Origin of the sequence: Pseudomonas sp. o96-267 (genome assembly GCF_003935465.1) — a bacterium.
GTDB classification, from domain to species: domain Bacteria; phylum Pseudomonadota; class Gammaproteobacteria; order Pseudomonadales; family Pseudomonadaceae; genus Aquipseudomonas; species Aquipseudomonas sediminis.
Map to the genome: position 1 here is coordinate 20,382 of NZ_RHQP01000045.1, position 15,359 is coordinate 35,740.

14 protein-coding genes are annotated in these 15,359 nt (G+C 63.5%); 4 read left to right on the forward strand and 10 right to left on the reverse strand.

Annotated elements, in window-relative coordinates; translation table 11 throughout:
- Positions 1-63: 63 nt before the first annotated feature.
- The 3 genes from EGJ86_RS22575 (at position 64) to EGJ86_RS22585 (ending at position 1,778) form a co-directional block, all read left to right on the forward strand.
- The gene (locus EGJ86_RS22575; RefSeq protein ID WP_013713710.1) at positions 64-339 is read left to right on the forward strand and encodes a polyhydroxyalkanoic acid system family protein; all 276 of its coding nucleotides are present in this window, start codon (positions 64-66) and stop codon (positions 337-339) included.
- A gap of 169 nt (positions 340-508) precedes the next feature.
- The gene (locus EGJ86_RS22580) at positions 509-955 is read left to right on the forward strand and encodes a phasin family protein (protein WP_099522803.1); all 447 of its coding nucleotides are present in this window, start codon (positions 509-511) and stop codon (positions 953-955) included.
- 10 nt (positions 956-965) lie between these two features.
- A complete protein-coding gene (locus tag EGJ86_RS22585) occupies positions 966-1,778 on the forward strand; it encodes a phasin family protein (RefSeq protein ID WP_125836710.1) in 813 nt (270 codons plus the stop codon).
- A 91-nt stretch (positions 1,779-1,869) separates the two neighbouring features.
- Here EGJ86_RS22585 and EGJ86_RS22590 read toward each other — a convergent pair whose 3' ends face one another.
- The 10 genes from EGJ86_RS22590 to EGJ86_RS22635 all read right to left on the reverse strand — a co-directional run bounded on the left by EGJ86_RS22590 (position 1,870) and on the right by EGJ86_RS22635 (position 14,846).
- Positions 1,870-2,484, reverse strand: coding sequence for a TetR/AcrR family transcriptional regulator (locus EGJ86_RS22590; protein ID WP_125836711.1), 615 nt, complete (start codon positions 2,482-2,484; stop codon positions 1,870-1,872).
- Positions 2,485-2,551: 67 nt separating this feature from the next.
- The gene (gene phaC, locus EGJ86_RS22595; RefSeq protein WP_125836712.1) at positions 2,552-4,234 is read right to left on the reverse strand and encodes a class II poly(R)-hydroxyalkanoic acid synthase; all 1,683 of its coding nucleotides are present in this window, start codon (positions 4,232-4,234) and stop codon (positions 2,552-2,554) included.
- 230 nt (positions 4,235-4,464) lie between these two features.
- The gene (gene phaZ / locus EGJ86_RS22600) at positions 4,465-5,322 is read right to left on the reverse strand and encodes a poly(3-hydroxyalkanoate) depolymerase (RefSeq protein ID WP_017678527.1); all 858 of its coding nucleotides are present in this window, start codon (positions 5,320-5,322) and stop codon (positions 4,465-4,467) included.
- Positions 5,323-5,475: 153 nt separating this feature from the next.
- Complete coding sequence (gene phaC, locus EGJ86_RS22605) at positions 5,476-7,155, reverse strand: class II poly(R)-hydroxyalkanoic acid synthase (RefSeq protein WP_099522799.1); 1,680 nt, start codon at positions 7,153-7,155, stop codon at positions 5,476-5,478.
- Between the two features lie 296 nt (positions 7,156-7,451).
- Positions 7,452-7,823, reverse strand: a complete 372-nt coding sequence (locus EGJ86_RS22610) for a gamma-butyrobetaine hydroxylase-like domain-containing protein (RefSeq protein ID WP_125836713.1) — start codon at positions 7,821-7,823, stop codon at positions 7,452-7,454.
- A gap of 79 nt (positions 7,824-7,902) precedes the next feature.
- Entirely contained in the window at positions 7,903-9,243 is a 1,341-nt protein-coding gene (gene hslU / locus EGJ86_RS22615) for an HslU--HslV peptidase ATPase subunit (RefSeq protein ID WP_125836714.1), read from the reverse strand.
- A gap of 75 nt (positions 9,244-9,318) precedes the next feature.
- On the reverse strand, positions 9,319-9,849 hold the full coding sequence (gene hslV, locus EGJ86_RS22620) for an ATP-dependent protease subunit HslV (protein WP_004372920.1): 531 nt from the start codon (positions 9,847-9,849) through the stop codon (positions 9,319-9,321).
- A gap of 238 nt (positions 9,850-10,087) precedes the next feature.
- Positions 10,088-10,762, reverse strand: coding sequence for an SPOR domain-containing protein (locus EGJ86_RS22625; RefSeq protein WP_099522796.1), 675 nt, complete (start codon positions 10,760-10,762; stop codon positions 10,088-10,090).
- Positions 10,763-12,502 carry an arginine--tRNA ligase gene (gene argS / locus EGJ86_RS22630; protein WP_125836715.1) on the reverse strand — a complete coding sequence of 580 codons (1,740 nt, stop codon included), beginning with the start codon at positions 12,500-12,502 and terminating at the stop codon, positions 10,763-10,765.
- Between the two features lie 124 nt (positions 12,503-12,626).
- Positions 12,627-14,846: a primosomal protein N' gene (locus EGJ86_RS22635; RefSeq protein WP_125836716.1), complete on the reverse strand. Its 2,220-nt coding sequence runs from the start codon at positions 14,844-14,846 to the stop codon at positions 12,627-12,629.
- Between the two features lie 158 nt (positions 14,847-15,004).
- Between EGJ86_RS22635 and rpmE the strand changes: the two genes are divergently transcribed.
- Positions 15,005-15,217 (forward strand): 50S ribosomal protein L31, encoded by a 213-nt coding sequence (gene rpmE, locus EGJ86_RS22640; protein ID WP_003459015.1) that lies wholly within the window; start codon positions 15,005-15,007, stop codon positions 15,215-15,217.
- Positions 15,218-15,359 lie beyond the last annotated feature (142 nt).

Here is a 15,359-nt window from a genome sequence, read left to right on the forward strand (position 1 = left end):
CTGGTAGAGTGATGTGACCTCATGCCGCAGCCACGCGGCACGCTGCCAGTTCAAGGAGTTTCCATGTCCCGTATTCGTGTCGAACGATCCCATTCCCTCGGTCGCGAGGGCGCCCGCGAAAAAGCCGAGCGCCTGGCCGAGCGCCTGGCCAGCGAGTACGACGTGCGCTATCGCTGGAACGGCGACACTCTGGAGTTCAAGCGCAGCGGTGCCGACGGCAGCATCGCGGTGGGTGAAGACACTGTGCGCGTCGAGCTCAAGCTCGGTCTGCTGCTATCGCCCATGGGCGGCATGATCCAGCGCGAGATCGAGCAGGTCTTGGATAAGTCGTTGGCCTGAGAGTGGCAGCAAGCCGGTAGGGTGCGCTGTGCGCACCTTCGCTGAGGTGCTTGAGCATGCGTACTTCGCCTGCTCCTAGTATGCGATTTCTAATTTTTCTCCTTAGGGTGTACCCAAGCCTGCATCCCGTGGGCGTTTCCGCTAACTGTCAAAGCGCGTGAGGTGCACCATGTCGAAAGTATCCGTGAAGAAAAAAGTAGAAACCGTGGTCGAAGACAAAGCCGGTCTGTTCGACGACGTGAAGGGGTATGCCCGCAAGATCTACCTCGCTGGCCTGGGCGCTTACGCCAAGGCGGGTGTCGAGGGGGCTGAATACTTCAAGGAGCTGGTCAAGGCCGGTGAAGGCGTCGAGAGCAAAGGCAAGAAGCTGGTCGACGAGCAGGTAGAAGCCGCCAACAGCCAGATCGAATCGGTCAAGCAGTCGGTCAATTCCAATGTCACCAGCGTTAAAGGCAAGGTCGAAGTTCAACTCGACAAGATCGAGAAGGCTTTCGATACTCGTGTGGCTTCCGCTCTGAACCGTATCGGCATTCCGTCCAAGCAGGATGTTGAAGCACTCTCTGCTAAGCTGGATGAGCTGAGCGCGTTGCTCGAGCATGTCGCGCGTACCAAATAAGGAGATCAGGATGGCTGTTAAGAAGAAAACCGAGAAACAGACCAGCTCCTGGATCGGCGAGGTCGAGAAATACTCGCGTCAGATCTGGTTGGCAGGCTTGGGCGCTTACTCTAAGGTCAGCAAGGACGGCACCAAGCTGTTCGATACGCTGGTCAAGGATGGCGAGAAGGCTGAGAAGCAGGCCAAGAGTGAAGTCGACAAGCAGGTTGGCGCGGTGAAAGCCGGCGTCGGCTCCAAGGTCGGTTCCGCCAAGTCCAAGGTCGATGAAGTCCGGGGCAAGGCGATCGGCAAGTGGGGTGAGCTGGAAGAGGCTTTCGACAAGCGTCTGAACAATGCCATCTCGCGTCTGGGCGTGCCCAGCCGCAACGAGGTCAAGGCATTGAACGACAAGGTCGACAGCCTGACCAAGCAGCTGGAAAAAATTACCGGTGTATCGGCGAAAACGGTGGCCAAGCCAGCAGCCAAGGCTGCGCCTAAGCCTGCCGCGAAAGCAGCCGCCAAACCGGCTCCGAAAGCAGCTGCCAAACCCGCTGCAAAACCGGCCGCCAAACCCGCTGCTAAAGCTGCAGCCAAGCCAGCTGCCAAACCGGCAGCCAAGGCCGCAGCGAAACCCGCTGCCAAGCCTGCAGCAGCCGCCAAGCCCGTAGCCAAGCCTGCGGCCAAACCGGCTGCGGCGAAGAAACCCGCTGCGAAGAAGCCGGCTGCGCCCAAGGCAGCAGCGCCGAAACCGGCTGCACCGGCTCCGACACCTGCCGCCGCTGCGACCCCGACCGCTGCACCGGCTCCGGCTGCCACTCCGGCAACCCCAGCCACCTCGTCCTGAGTGTCTCAGGATCAAAAACGCCCGGCCTAGTGCCGGGCGTTTTCATTTCCGGCCCAAGGTGTGCGCCAAGCGCAGCAACCTAGGGTGCGCGTCAGGCTTCCAGATAACGCTGTGCCAGGTGCTCGACGGTGCCGCGTGATGGCTGATTCAGGTGCGGCGCGACCAGCATCATGATCTGGTACACCACCAGGCGCACTTCACCCTGCTGGTCGAGGATGCGCTGGTAGTCGAGGGAGAAGAGCAGGGTCAGGGTGATCTGCTCGACCAGTTGGCCGAGAGCCTGAGTGCCGCTGTTCAACTGCCCATCGGCCATCAGGCGGGCGAGCAGGGCAGCCAGGGTGCGTTTCAGCGCGTTCAGCCAATGACGAATGCCTCGTGCCAGCTTCGGCAAACGTCCCGCCAGGTTGGACATATCCTGGAAGAGAAAGCGGTATTGCGACAGGCGCTCGACGATCAGGTGCAGGAACAGCCAGTAGTCCTCGACATCCAGCTGGGCCTCTGCGGGCGGATCGAGCAGCGGCGTCATCTCGCTCTGGAAGCGCTCGAACAGTTCCAGTACCAGCGGCTCCTTGCCATGGAAGTGGTAGTAGAGATTGCCTGGGCTGATGTCCAGTTCGTTGGCGATCTCCAGGGTCGAAACATTGGGCTCGCCCTGCTCGTTGAACAGCTGCAGGGCGGTTTGCAGAATGCGTTCGCGGGTTTTCATCCTTGGCTTCTTGTTCGACTGCGCGAGGGCTGACGATAACCGGCCGGCGTGCTGGCGGCCACCGCTTTCAGCGGATATGCACGTAGGTGCCGGGCGCCGCCTCCATAGTCGGATGCTTCTGGCTGCCCAGGGTCATCAGCGTGGCGCGTTGCTCGCCGGAGCGCGCCTGAATCCACTCCAGCCACTGCGGCCACCAGCTGCCCTGCTGGTGCTGGGCGTCGTGATACCAGGCGCGTGGGTCTGAGGTGAGCTTGGCGTTCTCGTAGTAGTTGGCCTTGGGGTTGCCCGGCGGGTTGAGGATGCTCTGGATATGGCCGCTGTTGGAGAGGATGAAGCGGCGGTTGCCACCGAGCAGCAGGGTCGAGCGGTAAACTGCGTCCCAGGGCGTGATGTGATCATTGATTCCGGCCACGCTGAAACTGTCGACAGTGACCTTGGCCAGGTCCACCGGCGTACCACAGACTTCCAGGCCGCCGCTGCGGCTGAGCGGGTTGTGCTTGAAGAAGTCGATCAGGTCACCATGCAGTGCAGCGGGCAGGCGGGTGTTGTCGTTGTTCCAGTAGAGGATATCGAAAGCCGGCGGCTGCTTGCCGAGCAGGTAGTTGTTGATCCAGTAGTTCCAGATCAGGTCATTGGGGCGCATCCAGGCGAATACCCTGGCCATGTCGCGACCATCCAGCACGCCTTGCTGGTAGGAGCGACGCTTGGCCGACTCCAGGGTTTCCTCGTCGGCGAAGAGCATAGCCGGGCTGTCGATCTGACTGTCGAGCAGGCTGACCATATAGGTAGCGCTGGCAACCTTGCGTAACTGCCGGCGCGCCTGCAGGTGGCCTTGCAGGGCGGCGATGGTCAGACCACCGGCGCAGGCGCCGAGCAGATTGACGTCCTTGCTGCCGGTGATCGCGCGGCAGGCGTCGACGGCCTCCTCGACCGCCTGCACGTAGCTCGACAGGCCCCATTCGCGGTGCCGTGGATCGGGGTTGCGCCAACTGATCATGAAGGTCTGCAGGCCGTTCTTCAGTGCGTACTGGACGAAGCTCTTGTCGTTGGACAGGTCGAATATGTAGTACTTGTTGATCTGCGGCGGCACGATCAGCAGCGGGCGCAGGTACTGCTTTTCGCTCATCGGCTTGTACTGGATCAGCTCCAGCAGCTCGTTGCGAAACACCACTGCGCCGGGGGTGCAGGCCAGGTTACGACCGACCTCGAAAGCATGCTTGGTCACCTGGCTGGGCATGCCGTCGTTGTGCAGCAGGTCGTCGAGCAGGTGGCGCAAGCCCTTGAATGCACTACTGCCGCCGGTATTGAACAGCTCCTTCAGCGCCTGCGGGTTGAGCGGGCTATTGGAGGGCGACAGCGCGTCGCTCATCAGCGCGGCGAGAAAGCGCGCGCGGGCGCGATCATCGGCCGACAGGTCACTGTCGTCGATCCACGCCGCCAGTTGTTTCTGCCACGCCAGGTAGGCCTGCAGGCTGCGTCGATAGAAGGGATTGAGGTGCCAGGTCGGATCGGCGAAACGCGCATCCTGCGGATTGACCTTGTGCAGGGTATCGCCGAGCAGCACGCGACCCAGCTGGCCGCCGAAGGCCAGCAGATGCCGGCCGCTACGTACTGGATTCTTCAGGCTCTGGGTGGCCAGCAGGCGCATGGTCGATAACAGATCGCGCCCGCGTACGCCCACTACTGCGCTTTGGGCATTCATGAAGGTGGCAGGTGCCGGCAGTGAGGCCAGGTTCGACTTGTCTCGCATGGTGTAACACTCCATCGTCAAACCGCTTGGCAGGTCGTTGAGCACGACCTGCAAGAGACTTTCATGGCGCGGACTGCCTGACGCGCACCTTGTGCTTGTGCAACCTGTGCAGCAAGCCCTGTACCAGGCACGCGGGAAGTGCATTCCAGAGCGCCGCGTCGAAAATCGAAGGGGCCGTTATCGGCCCCTTCGTCGCGCATGCCCTACATTGCGCACTAAGCTGGTGCGGGTCAATGCTGGCGCACAGGTGTTGGCTGCGGGTGCATCACCGCGCGGTGCCGTTCCTCTTCGAGAAACTTCATGATGATCGGCGCCACCGCCTCGGCGCGGGTCACCAGGAACAGGTGGCCGTCGTCGATCACGTGCAGTTCGGCGTTGGGAATGCGCCAGGCCAGCAGGCGCATATTGATCAGCGGGATCAGCGGGTCGTCATCGCCGGCCATCACCAGCGTCGGTTGGCGGATCTTGTGCAGCCAGTGAATGCTGGTCCAGCCGAGGCCGGCGAACAGCTGCCAGTAGTAGCCCATCTTGCCGCCCGAACGCACCTTGCTGGCATGCGCCATGGCCAGCTTGGGGTCGCGACGGAAGGCGCCGCCGTAGATGTCCGGGGCGATGCGCACGCCGTAGGACGGCTGCACGTAGCGCCGCGGGCTGGCCATGCGCCAAAGCACCTTGGGCTTGCCTGGCACCATCACCGCGCCGGCCGACGTGGCGGCGAGGATCAGCTTCTTGCAGCGCTCGGGGTAGTCATGGGCGAACTGCTGCGCGAGTGCGCCGCCCCAGGACACACCGATGGCGTTGACCTGACCGTAGTCGAGATAGTCCAGCATGCGCGCCGCCAGCTTGGCCAGACCGGGAAACCGGTAAGGGGTGGCCGGGGTCGATGAGCCACCAACGCCAGGAACGTCGAAGGCGATGATTTCCAACTCTGGGTCCAGGGCGGCGACGAAGGGCATCACCAGCTCCAGGTTGGCGCCGATGCCATTGAAGATCAGCAGCGGCACCAACTGGCTGTTGCCCGGCCGCACCGCGGTGCGGATGGTCTGCCCATCGAGGTCGATGGTGCGGAATACGAATGGTTGCGGCATGGGCGCAGCCCCTATGGAGTTAAGCGCTGGAGGCGACGATCCTGGCCGCTTCCAGAATGACCAGGGCAATCCTGGTTCGTCACGCCCGGCCAGGCCGTCGTGACGTGCGGCACTTCCCAGTGCCGCGGGCAGTGTGGCGCCAGAGGCGCCGCATCAACGTTCGTGTACGTAGGTGCCCGGGGCGGCTTCGCCGGCCGGGAATTTTTTGTTGCCCAGTGTGGTGGACGCGTTCTTGGTCTTGCCTGAGCGCTCGGCCAGCCAGGTCTGCCAGTGCAGCCACCAGGAGTCGGCGTGCTTGGTCGAGCTTTCCTGCCAGGCCTTCGGGTCCAGCGGCATCTCGCTGTTGGTCATGTAGCGCGCCTTGGGGTTGCCCGGCGGGTTGAGAATGCTCTGGATATGGCCGCTGTTGGAGAGCACGAACTCGCACTTGCCGCCGAACAGATGAGCCGATTTGTAGCAGGAATCCCATGGTGTGATGTGGTCGGTGGTGCCGGCGACGACGAAGAAGTCGCAGGTGACCTGTTTGAGGTCGATCGGCGTACCGCACACTTCCAGCGCGCCGGGACGGGTCAACGGGTTGGTCTGGAACATTTCGATGAACTCGCCGTGCAGCGCAGCCGGCAGGCGTGTGGTGTCGTTGTTCCAGTAGAGAATGTCGAACACCGGCGGCTCGTTGCCGAGCAGGTAGTTGTTGACCCAGTAGTTCCAGATCAGGTCGTTGGGACGCATCCAGGCGAACACCTTGGCCATGTCGCTGCCTTCCAGCACACCGGCCTGGTAGGAGCGGCGCTTGGCCGCCTCCAGGGTCTTCTCGTCGGCGAACAGCGCCACCTGGGTGTCGAGCTGGGTATCGAGCACGCTGACCAGCAGGGTCAGGGCGTTGACCTTCTGCTGGCCGAGAGCAGCGTAGTGGCCGAGCAGGGAGGCGGTGGTCAGGCCGCCAGAGCAGGCGCCGAGCATGTTGACGTCCTTGCTGCCGGTGATGGCGCAGATGACGTCGATAGCTTCCTTGAGCGCCTCGATGTAGGTAGACAGACCCCACTCGCGCTGCGCCTTGGTCGGGTTGCGCCAACTGACCACGAAGGTCTGCACCTGGCTGCGCAGCAGAAAGCGCGCCAGGCTCTTGTCTGGCGACAGGTCGAAGACGTAGAACTTGTTGATCTGCGGCGGCACCACCAGCAGCGGGCGTTCGTGCACGCTCTCGGTGATCGGCTTGTACTGGATCAGCTCCAGCACGTCATTGCGAAAGACCACGGCGCCGTCGGTGGTGGCCAGGTTCTTGCCGACCTCGAAGGCCTCCATGTTCACCTGGCTGGGCATGCCGCCGTTGTGCACCATGTCCTTGGCCAGGTGCGAGAGACCATCGAGCAGGCTTTTGCCGCCGGTTTCGAAGAAGCGTTTGACCGCGGCCGGGTTGGCCATGCTGTTGGACGGCGCCATGGCTTCGGTCATCAGGTTTATCACGAAGTGACCGCGACTGGCGTCCTGCTCGGACAGCGAGCTGTGCTCGATCCAGTCGTGCAGCTCCTTGCGCCAGGCCAGGTAGGTCTGCAGGTAGCGGCGATACAGCGGGTTCTGGCTCCAGGCCGGGTCGGCGAAGCGGCGGTCACCGTCTTCAGGCTTGAGCGCGGACTGGCCGAGCATTACGTTCTTCAGTTCGAGGCCGAAATGGGCGACATGCTTGGCGCTGTGGAAGGGTTGCTTGAGTGCCTGGGTGAGCACCATGCGGGCAGAAGTCAGGAGATCCTTGCCGCGGATGCCAATCACTGGGTTGAGTCCCAGAGTGTTTTCCGAGGCCTGGCGTTTCAGGTCTTCGTTATTCTTATCACTCATCTACGACGCTCCATTGTCCTGAGACGAATACCGGTCTGTGGGGGCGCGCGGCGACACAGGGCCTGGTACTGCTCGGGTTAACCGGGGGCGGATCGAGTCCGCATCTTTCGTTGCATCTGGCACAGCCAAATGCAGGGAACCTGCCAGTTCCTTGGTTACCCGAGTTTTTGAAGTTAAGCAAGCTGGTCAGTGGGGCAGGAGTATGCCGCGATAGATTAGAAAACGCGCTCTAACTGTCGCTAACGTGACTCTATGTGATGGGCGCGAGCGCTCTGCGTCGAGGCTTTTGCAGCCGCTCAGAGCATCAGGCGGACGACCGACTCGCTGGGGTCGCGAGATTTTCCAGCAGCGCTGAGTTCGGCCAGGTAGTCGGTCCACAGCGCGTCCTGGCGTGTGGCCAGTTCGTACAGGTATTCCCAGGTGAACAGGCCGCTGTCGTGGCCATCGTCGAAGCACAGTTTCAGTGCGTAGTTGCCAGCCGGTTCGATGCGCTCGAGACCGACGTTGAGTTTGCCGGTCTGCAGGATCGGCTTGCCATGCCCCTGCACTTCGGCCGAGGGCGAATGCACGCGCAGAAACTCGGCACTGAGCCGATAGCTCTGCTCGCCATAACGCAGCTCCAGGGTTTTCGAGGCCTTGTGCAGTTTGATCGCGCTGGGGATGGGCATGGCTGATTTCCGCTATCGGTAGCCCGGATGCAATCCGGGGGCTTTTCAGGGGCCCCGGACTGCATCCGGGCTACGGGGCTTACAGGATATAGCGCGACAGGTCTTCGTCCTGCGCCAGCTCACCGAGGTGGCCGTTGACGTAGGTTGCGTCGATGCGAATCGGTTCGCCGTTCTGCTGGCCAGCCAGATCACCGGCACTGAAGGAGACTTCCTCCAACAGGCGTTCGAGCAGGGTGTGCAGGCGACGGGCACCGATGTTCTCGGTTTTCTCGTTGACCTGCCAGGCGATCTCCGCCAGGCGCTTGATGCCGTCTTCGGCGAATTCGATGCTCAAACCCTCGGTTTGCAGCAGCGCACTGTACTGCTCGGTAAGCGAAGCGTGCGGCTCGCTGAGGATGCGCTCGAAGTCCTGCGGGCTCAGCGCCTTGAGCTCGACGCGAATCGGCAGTCGGCCTTGCAGCTCGGGCACCAGGTCGCTCGGCTTGCTCAGGTGGAAAGCGCCCGAGGCGATGAACAGGATATGGTCGGTCCTGACCATGCCCAGCTTGGTGTTGACCGTGCAGCCCTCGATCAGCGGCAGCAGGTCGCGCTGCACACCCTCGCGAGAAACATCGGCGCCGCCGGTGTTGCCGCGCTTGGCCACCTTGTCGATCTCGTCGATGAAGACGATGCCGTGTTGCTCGACGGCTTCCAGTGCGCGGGCCTTGAGTTCTTCCTCGTTGACCAGGCGCGCGGCTTCCTCGTCGCGCACCAGTTTGAGGGCATCGGCGACCTTGAGCTTGCGGCTCTTCTTCTTGCCCTTGCCCATGCTGGAGAACAGGTTCTGCAGCTGGTTGGTCATCTCCTCCATGCCCGGCGGGGTCATGATCTCGACGCCCATGGGTGAGTCGGCCACTTCGATATCGATTTCCTTGTCGTTCAACTGACCTTCGCGCAGGCGCTTGCGGAACAGCTGACGGGTATTGGAATCCTCGCTGCGCGCAGGCTCATCACCGAAACCCTGACGTGCAGGTGGCAGCAGCGCGTCGAGGATGCGCTCTTCGGCGGCATCTTCGGCACGGTGACGAACCTTGGTGATCTCCTGTTCGCGCAGCATCTTCACCGCGGCATCGGCCAGGTCGCGGATGATCGACTCGACGTCGCGGCCGACGTAGCCGACCTCTGTGAACTTGGTCGCCTCGACCTTGAGGAACGGCGCGTTGGCCAGCTTGGCCAGGCGACGGGCGATTTCGGTCTTGCCGACGCCGGTCGGGCCGATCATCAGGATGTTCTTCGGTGTCACTTCCTGGCGCAGTTCAGCCGGAAGCTGCATGCGCCGCCAGCGGTTGCGCAGGGCGATGGCGACGGCGCGTTTGGCGTCGTCCTGGCCGATGATGTGGCGGTTGAGTTCGTGGACGATCTCGCGGGGCGTCATGGACATGGAATCTGGCTCGCTATCGGGAAACTGTGAGCGCCTGTTCGTCGGCATCGGGAACAGGTTCTGAGGCAGTGGACGCTACTCGGCAGCGTCCAGTTCCTCGATGGTCTGATGATGGTTGGTGAACACGCAGATGTCGCCGGCGATGCCGAGTGCGGTCTGCGCTACCTCAAGGGCCGACAGGTCGGTCTTCATCAGCAAGGCGCGCGCGGCGGCCTGAGCGAAGTTGCCGCCGGAGCCCATGGCGATCAGGCCTTCCTCGGGTTCGACCACGTCGCCGTTGCCGGTGATGATCAGGGAGGCATCCTTGTTGGCTACGGCCAGCATGGCTTCCAGGCGGCTCAGGCTACGGTCGGTACGCCAGTCCTTGGCCAGCTCGACGGCGGCGCGTACCAGGTGGCCTTGATGTTTCTCGAGCTGGCCTTCGAAGCGCTCGAATAGGGTAAAAGCATCGGCGGTTGCACCGGCGAAGCCGGCCAGCACCTGGCCGTGGTAGAGGCGGCGCACCTTCTTGGCATTGCCCTTCATGACGGTGTTGCCGAGGGAAACCTGGCCGTCGCCAGCCATCACGACCTTGCCGTGGCGGCGCACTGAAACGATGGTGGTCAAGGGTGAATCTCCACGCTGCGGGGCGAACTTGCCCGGATGGAAACTCAGATGGGGTGCCCGCCGCAGATTTTCAACCGGCGGCGGGCTCAACAGGCTGTTGAAAAACTACCTTCGTTGTCTGGCCGTCGTTAAAAACAGCCTCAAAATGCTCATTTACAACGCGTAAACTGCGCTTTTTCGGCTGTTTTTGCCTCGGCCAGCCTGCCTCGCCTACGTTTTTCAACGGCCTGTCGGACGATCAGCGGACCTGGCGCTGCTGTAACAGCAGATTGCTGTAGCCGTTGCCAGCGAGGGTCTTCTGCGCGGCCGCGAGTTGCTCGCGACTGGCGAAGGGGCCGACCAGGACGCGGTGCCAAGTCTCGTCGCGCACCTTGCCGGTTTCCACGCGTACGTTCTGGCCGAGCAGGATGATCTGCGCGCGCACGGTATCGGCATCGTCACGCTTGCGGAACGAGCCGGCCTGAAGGAAGAACTGCGTGGTGACGGGCGCGCTTGCCAGTACCGGCGGAGCAGGCGGCGGCACCTGGCCGTTGAGCGCAGCTTCGGCGCGAGCGGTGTCGATCTTCGCAGCCTCTTCCGGGGTGACCGGTTTCTGTTCGGGCACGGGTGGCGGCGTTTCTTCCAGTGCCTGCGGCAGGATCACTTCCGACTCCGGCAGCAGGGTGTAGAAATCGTACTTGGGTCTGGACGGCTCGGGTTGCGTCGGCTTCGGCTCCGGCTTGGTGCTGCGCACCTGCTCGCCCTTGTCGCGCTTGATCTCGTCACGGCCCGGTTCGAGGCTGAACAGGAACATGAAGAAACCACCGACCACCAGGCCGCAGGCCAGCCAGATCCATCCTGGTACGGGCTTCTTCGCCGGTGCTTGATAGCGACTGGCGCCGCGTTTCGGTGCCGGCTTCTTGCGCGCTGCCATTTACATCCGCTCCAGGGTTTCCAGGCCGAGCAGCTCCAGGCCCTGCTTGAGAGTGCGACCGATGAGGGCGGCCAGACGCAGACGGCTGTCGCGGGTGGCTTCGTCCTCGGCACTCAGGATCGGGCAATTCTCATAGAAGCTGGAGAACAGGCCGGCGAGGTCATACAGGTAGGCACAAAGAATGTGCGGCGTGCCCTTGTCGGCGACGTTGCCGAGCAGCTCGTTGAATTGTGCCAGCTTGGCGGCCAGGGCTTGCTCCTGATCGGCAACCAGGGTGATTTGCCCGCCGATCTCGTCCACGCCCTTGCCCAGCTTGCGGAACACACCAGCCACGCGGGTATAGGCGTACAGCAGGTAGGGTGCGGTATTGCCTTCGAAGCTCAGCATCAGGTCGAAGTTGAAGCTGTAGTCGCTGGTGCGGTGCTTGGACAGGTCGGCGTATTTAACCGAGGCGATGCCGACCACGCGGGCGATTCTACGCAGCTCGTCCTCGTCCAGTTCCGGGTTCTTGTCCTTTACCAGGCTGTAGGCGCGCTGTTCGGCTTCGTCGAGCAGTTGCACCAGCTTCACCGTGCCGCCGTCACGGGTCTTGAACGGGCGGCCGTCCGGGCCGTTCATGGTGCCGAAGCCCATGTGTTCCATGTCCATGCTGGCGGGGACGAAGCCGGCCAGGCGCGCGCAGGCGAAGACCATCTGGAAGTGCAAGGCCTGGCGCTGGTCGACGAAGTACAGCACGCGGTCGGCCTTGAGCGTGTCTGCGCGGTAGCGGGTGGCAGCCAGGTCGGTGGTGGCGTACAGGTAGCCGCCGCCAGCCTTCTGCACGATCAGCGGCAGCGGGTTGCCTTCGGCGTTCTTGAACTCGTCCATGAATACGCACTTGGCGCCATTGTCCTCGGTCAGCAGGCCCTTGGCGGCAAGGTCGGCGACCACCTGCGGCAGGTCGTCGTTATAGGCGCTCTCGCCCTTGACGTCGGCCATGGAGAGCTTGACTCCGAGGCGGTCGTACAGTGCCTGGCAATGCGAGAGGGAGATGTCGTTGAAGCGATGCCACAGGCGCAGGCACTCGGCGTCACCGGCCTGCAGCTGGACCACCAGTTCGCGGGCGCGGTCGGCGAACTCGGGCGATTCGTCGAAGCGCTTCTTCGCTGCACGATAGAAGCCTTCCAGGTCGGCCAGCTCGCTTTCGGCGGCGGCCGGGTTTTCCTGCATGTAGGCCAGCAGCATGCCGAATTGGGTGCCCCAGTCGCCGACGTGGTTCTGGCGGATCACCGTGTCGCCGAGAAACTCCAGCACGCGCGCCACGCCGTCGCCGATGATGGTCGAGCGCAGGTGGCCTACGTGCATTTCCTTGGCCAGGTTGGGCGCCGACAGGTCGACCACCACACGCTGCGCCGGGCCGTTCTTGCGTACGCCCAGCTTGGCATCTGCCAGCGCGGCTTCCAGACGCTGGGCCAGGGCATCGCTGTTCTGGAAAAAGTTGAGAAAGCCGGGGCCGGCGATTTCCACCTTGGTGATCTGCGCGTCGGCCGGCAGGGCTGTGATCAGTTTCTCGGCCAGGTCGCGCGGCTTCATGCCAGCCGGCTTGGCCAGCATCATGGCGATGTTGCTGGCGAAGTCGCCGTGGCTCTTGTCCTTGGTGTTCTCCACCTGGATGGCCGGCGTCAGGCCCGCAGGCAACACGCCTTCGGCGGTCAGGCGGTCGAGGGCTTGCTGGATCAGGTGGCGAATGCTGTCTTTCATGTTCGGCTCGGGTTGCCTTGGGGCTTTGGTCGAAAACTGCGCATTATAGAAGTAGCTGCAGGTTGCAGGCCACAGGCTTCAGGCAAAGCGATCGGCCTGCGGCCTGCAGCTTGCAGCCTGAGGCCTAGAAAAGATCGATCGGGTCGACATCCAGCGACCAGCGCACTGCGCGGCCGCTGGGCATTTGCTCCAGTGCATGCAGCCAATGGTTGAGCAGGCGGTGCAGCGGGGCGCGGGCATTGCCCTGCAGCAGCAGTTGCGCGCGGAAGCGCCCGGCGCGGCGTTCCATCGGTGCGGGCACCGGTCCGAGCAGTTCGATGCCGGACAAGCCCAGTTCGCCCAGCAAATGTTCGGCCTCGCTGCAGGCCTCATCGAGAAAACTCTCGGCCTGGCCTGGCTTGTGCGCTTCGGCGCGCAGCAACGCCAAGTGGCAGAACGGTGGCAGACCGGCACTGCGGCGTTCGCTCAGCGCCTGTTCGGCGAAGGCGAAGTAGCCTTGCTCGGTCAGTTGCACCAGCAGCGGATGGTCGGCCAGGTGGCTCTGGATGATCACCTTGCCTGGCTCCTCGGCCCGCCCGGCGCGGCCGGCGACCTGTACGATCAACTGCGCCATGCGCTCGCTGGCGCGAAAATCCGCCGAGAACAGGCCGCCGTCGGCATCGAGGATCGACACCAGGGTTACCCGGGGGAAGTGATGACCCTTGGCGAGCATCTGCGTGCCGACCAGGATGCACGGCTCGCCCTTGTTGATGGTGGCGAACAGGCGATCCATCGCGCCCTTGCGCGAGGTGCTGTCGCGGTCGATGCGCAGCACCGGGTAATCGGGGAACAGCAGCGCCAGGCGCTCCTCGGCGCGCTCGGTGCCGGCGCCGACCGGGCGCAGGTCGACGTGCTGGCATTTCGGGCAATTGCTTGGTTGCTTCTCGACATGGCCGCAATGGTGGCAGCGCAGTTCCTGATAACGCTGGTGCACGGTCATGCGCGCATCGCAACGCGGGCACTCGGAGAGCCAGCCGCAGTCGTGGCAGAGCAGGGTCGGGGCGAACCCGCGACGGTTGAGGAACACCAGCACCTGTTGGCCGGCCGCCAGGGTCTGGGCGATGGCCTGCTGCATCGGCCCGGAGATGCCCGAGTCGAGCGGCCGGCTCTTCACGTCCAGGCGCAGGAAGCGCGGCTGGCTGGCGCCGCCAGCGCGCTGGGTCAGCTTGAGCAGGGCGTAGCGGCCGCTGTGGGCGTTGTGCAGGCTTTCCAGCGAGGGCGTGGCCGAGCCGAGGACGATGGGTATGTCTTCCTGGCGCGCGCGCACCAGCGCCAGGTCACGGGCGTGATAGCGCAGGCCTTCCTGCTGTTTATAGGAGGCGTCGTGTTCTTCGTCGACGATGATCAACCCTGGGTTCTTCATCGGCGTGAACAGTGCCGAGCGGGTGCCGATGATGATGTCGGCCTCGCCATCGCGCGCGGCCAGCCAGGCATCGAGGCGGTCGCGATCATTGACCGCTGAATGCAGCAGGGCGATGCGTGCGTTGAAGCGGCGGGCGAAACGGTCGAAGGTCTGCGGCCCGAGGTTGATCTCGGGGATCAGCACCAGGGCCTGCTTACCGGCTTGCAGGCATTGGTGGATCAGTTGCAGGTAAACCTCGGTTTTGCCGCTGCCGGTGACGCCGGCGAGCAGGAAGGCATTGAACTGATCCCAACCTGACGCCACCGCGTTCACGGCGGCGCGTTGCTCGGCGTTCAGTGGCAGTTCCGGTTGTGCCAGCCAGTGCGCGGGCTTGGGATGAGGCCGGGTGCGGCGCACCTCGACCCGTACCAGCCCCTTCTCATGCAGTAATTGCAGGCTGTCGCGATTGAGTTGCAGCTGGCTGAGCAGGCTGTGGGCCACGCCGTGCGGGTGTTGTGCCAGCGCCTTGAGTGCGTCGCGCTGGCGCGGCGCGCGGGCCAGGCGCGGGTCGTCGACACTGGCGCCCTTGCTGGCCAGCCAGTAACGCTCCTGGCGGGTCTCGGCCGGCTCGCCCTGGCGCAGCAGTACCGGCAAGGCCCAGCTCAGGGTATCGCCGAGGCTGTGCTGGTAGTACTGCGCCGTCCACAGGCACAGCTTGAACAGCGGCGCTGGCAGTGGGGGGCGAGCATCGAGCAGCTCCAGGGCGGGCTTGAGCTTGTCGAGTGGGACTTCGCTCTGGCTGCCGACTTCCACCAGCACGCCGATCATCTCGCGCCGGCCGAACGGCACGCGCAGGCGTACGCCAGGTTGCAGCGCACTGCGCGACACGCCAGCGGGGGCGAGGTAGTCGAACAGGCGGCGCAGCGGCGAGGGCAGGGCAAGGCGCAGGATCAGGTTGGGCAAGCCAGGAGCTCCTTTGACAGGCCGGCGATCTTAGCACGCGACGGCCGGCGCCTTGCGCAGCTTGCATCGTGTCAGGTGTCTGGTAAGATGCGCGGCCTATTTCTGTGCGGTGCCTGACGTTGGTCGGGTGGCGGCACGACTACCCCGAGGAAAGCACCATGAAAGCCGATATCCATCCGAACTATGTCGAGATCGACGCCACCTGCTCCTGCGGCAACGTGATCAAGACCCGCTCCACCCTGGGCAAGAACCTGAGCCTGGACGTTTGCTCCGAGTGCCACCCGTTCTACACCGGTAAGCAGAAAGTGCTGGACACCGGCGGCCGTATCGATCGCTTCAAGCAGCGTTTCGGCGTATTCGGCGCCAAGTAAGCGACCGAACGAAAACGGAATCTGGCATGCGCCACTCCGTGATACTGAAAAAGGCGTCCCTGGTGCAGACTGTGTGAAAACCTAGCAGTCTGAGTGCAAGGTGAAGACAATGCCTCCATCAGTCGATGGGGGCATTGTCGTT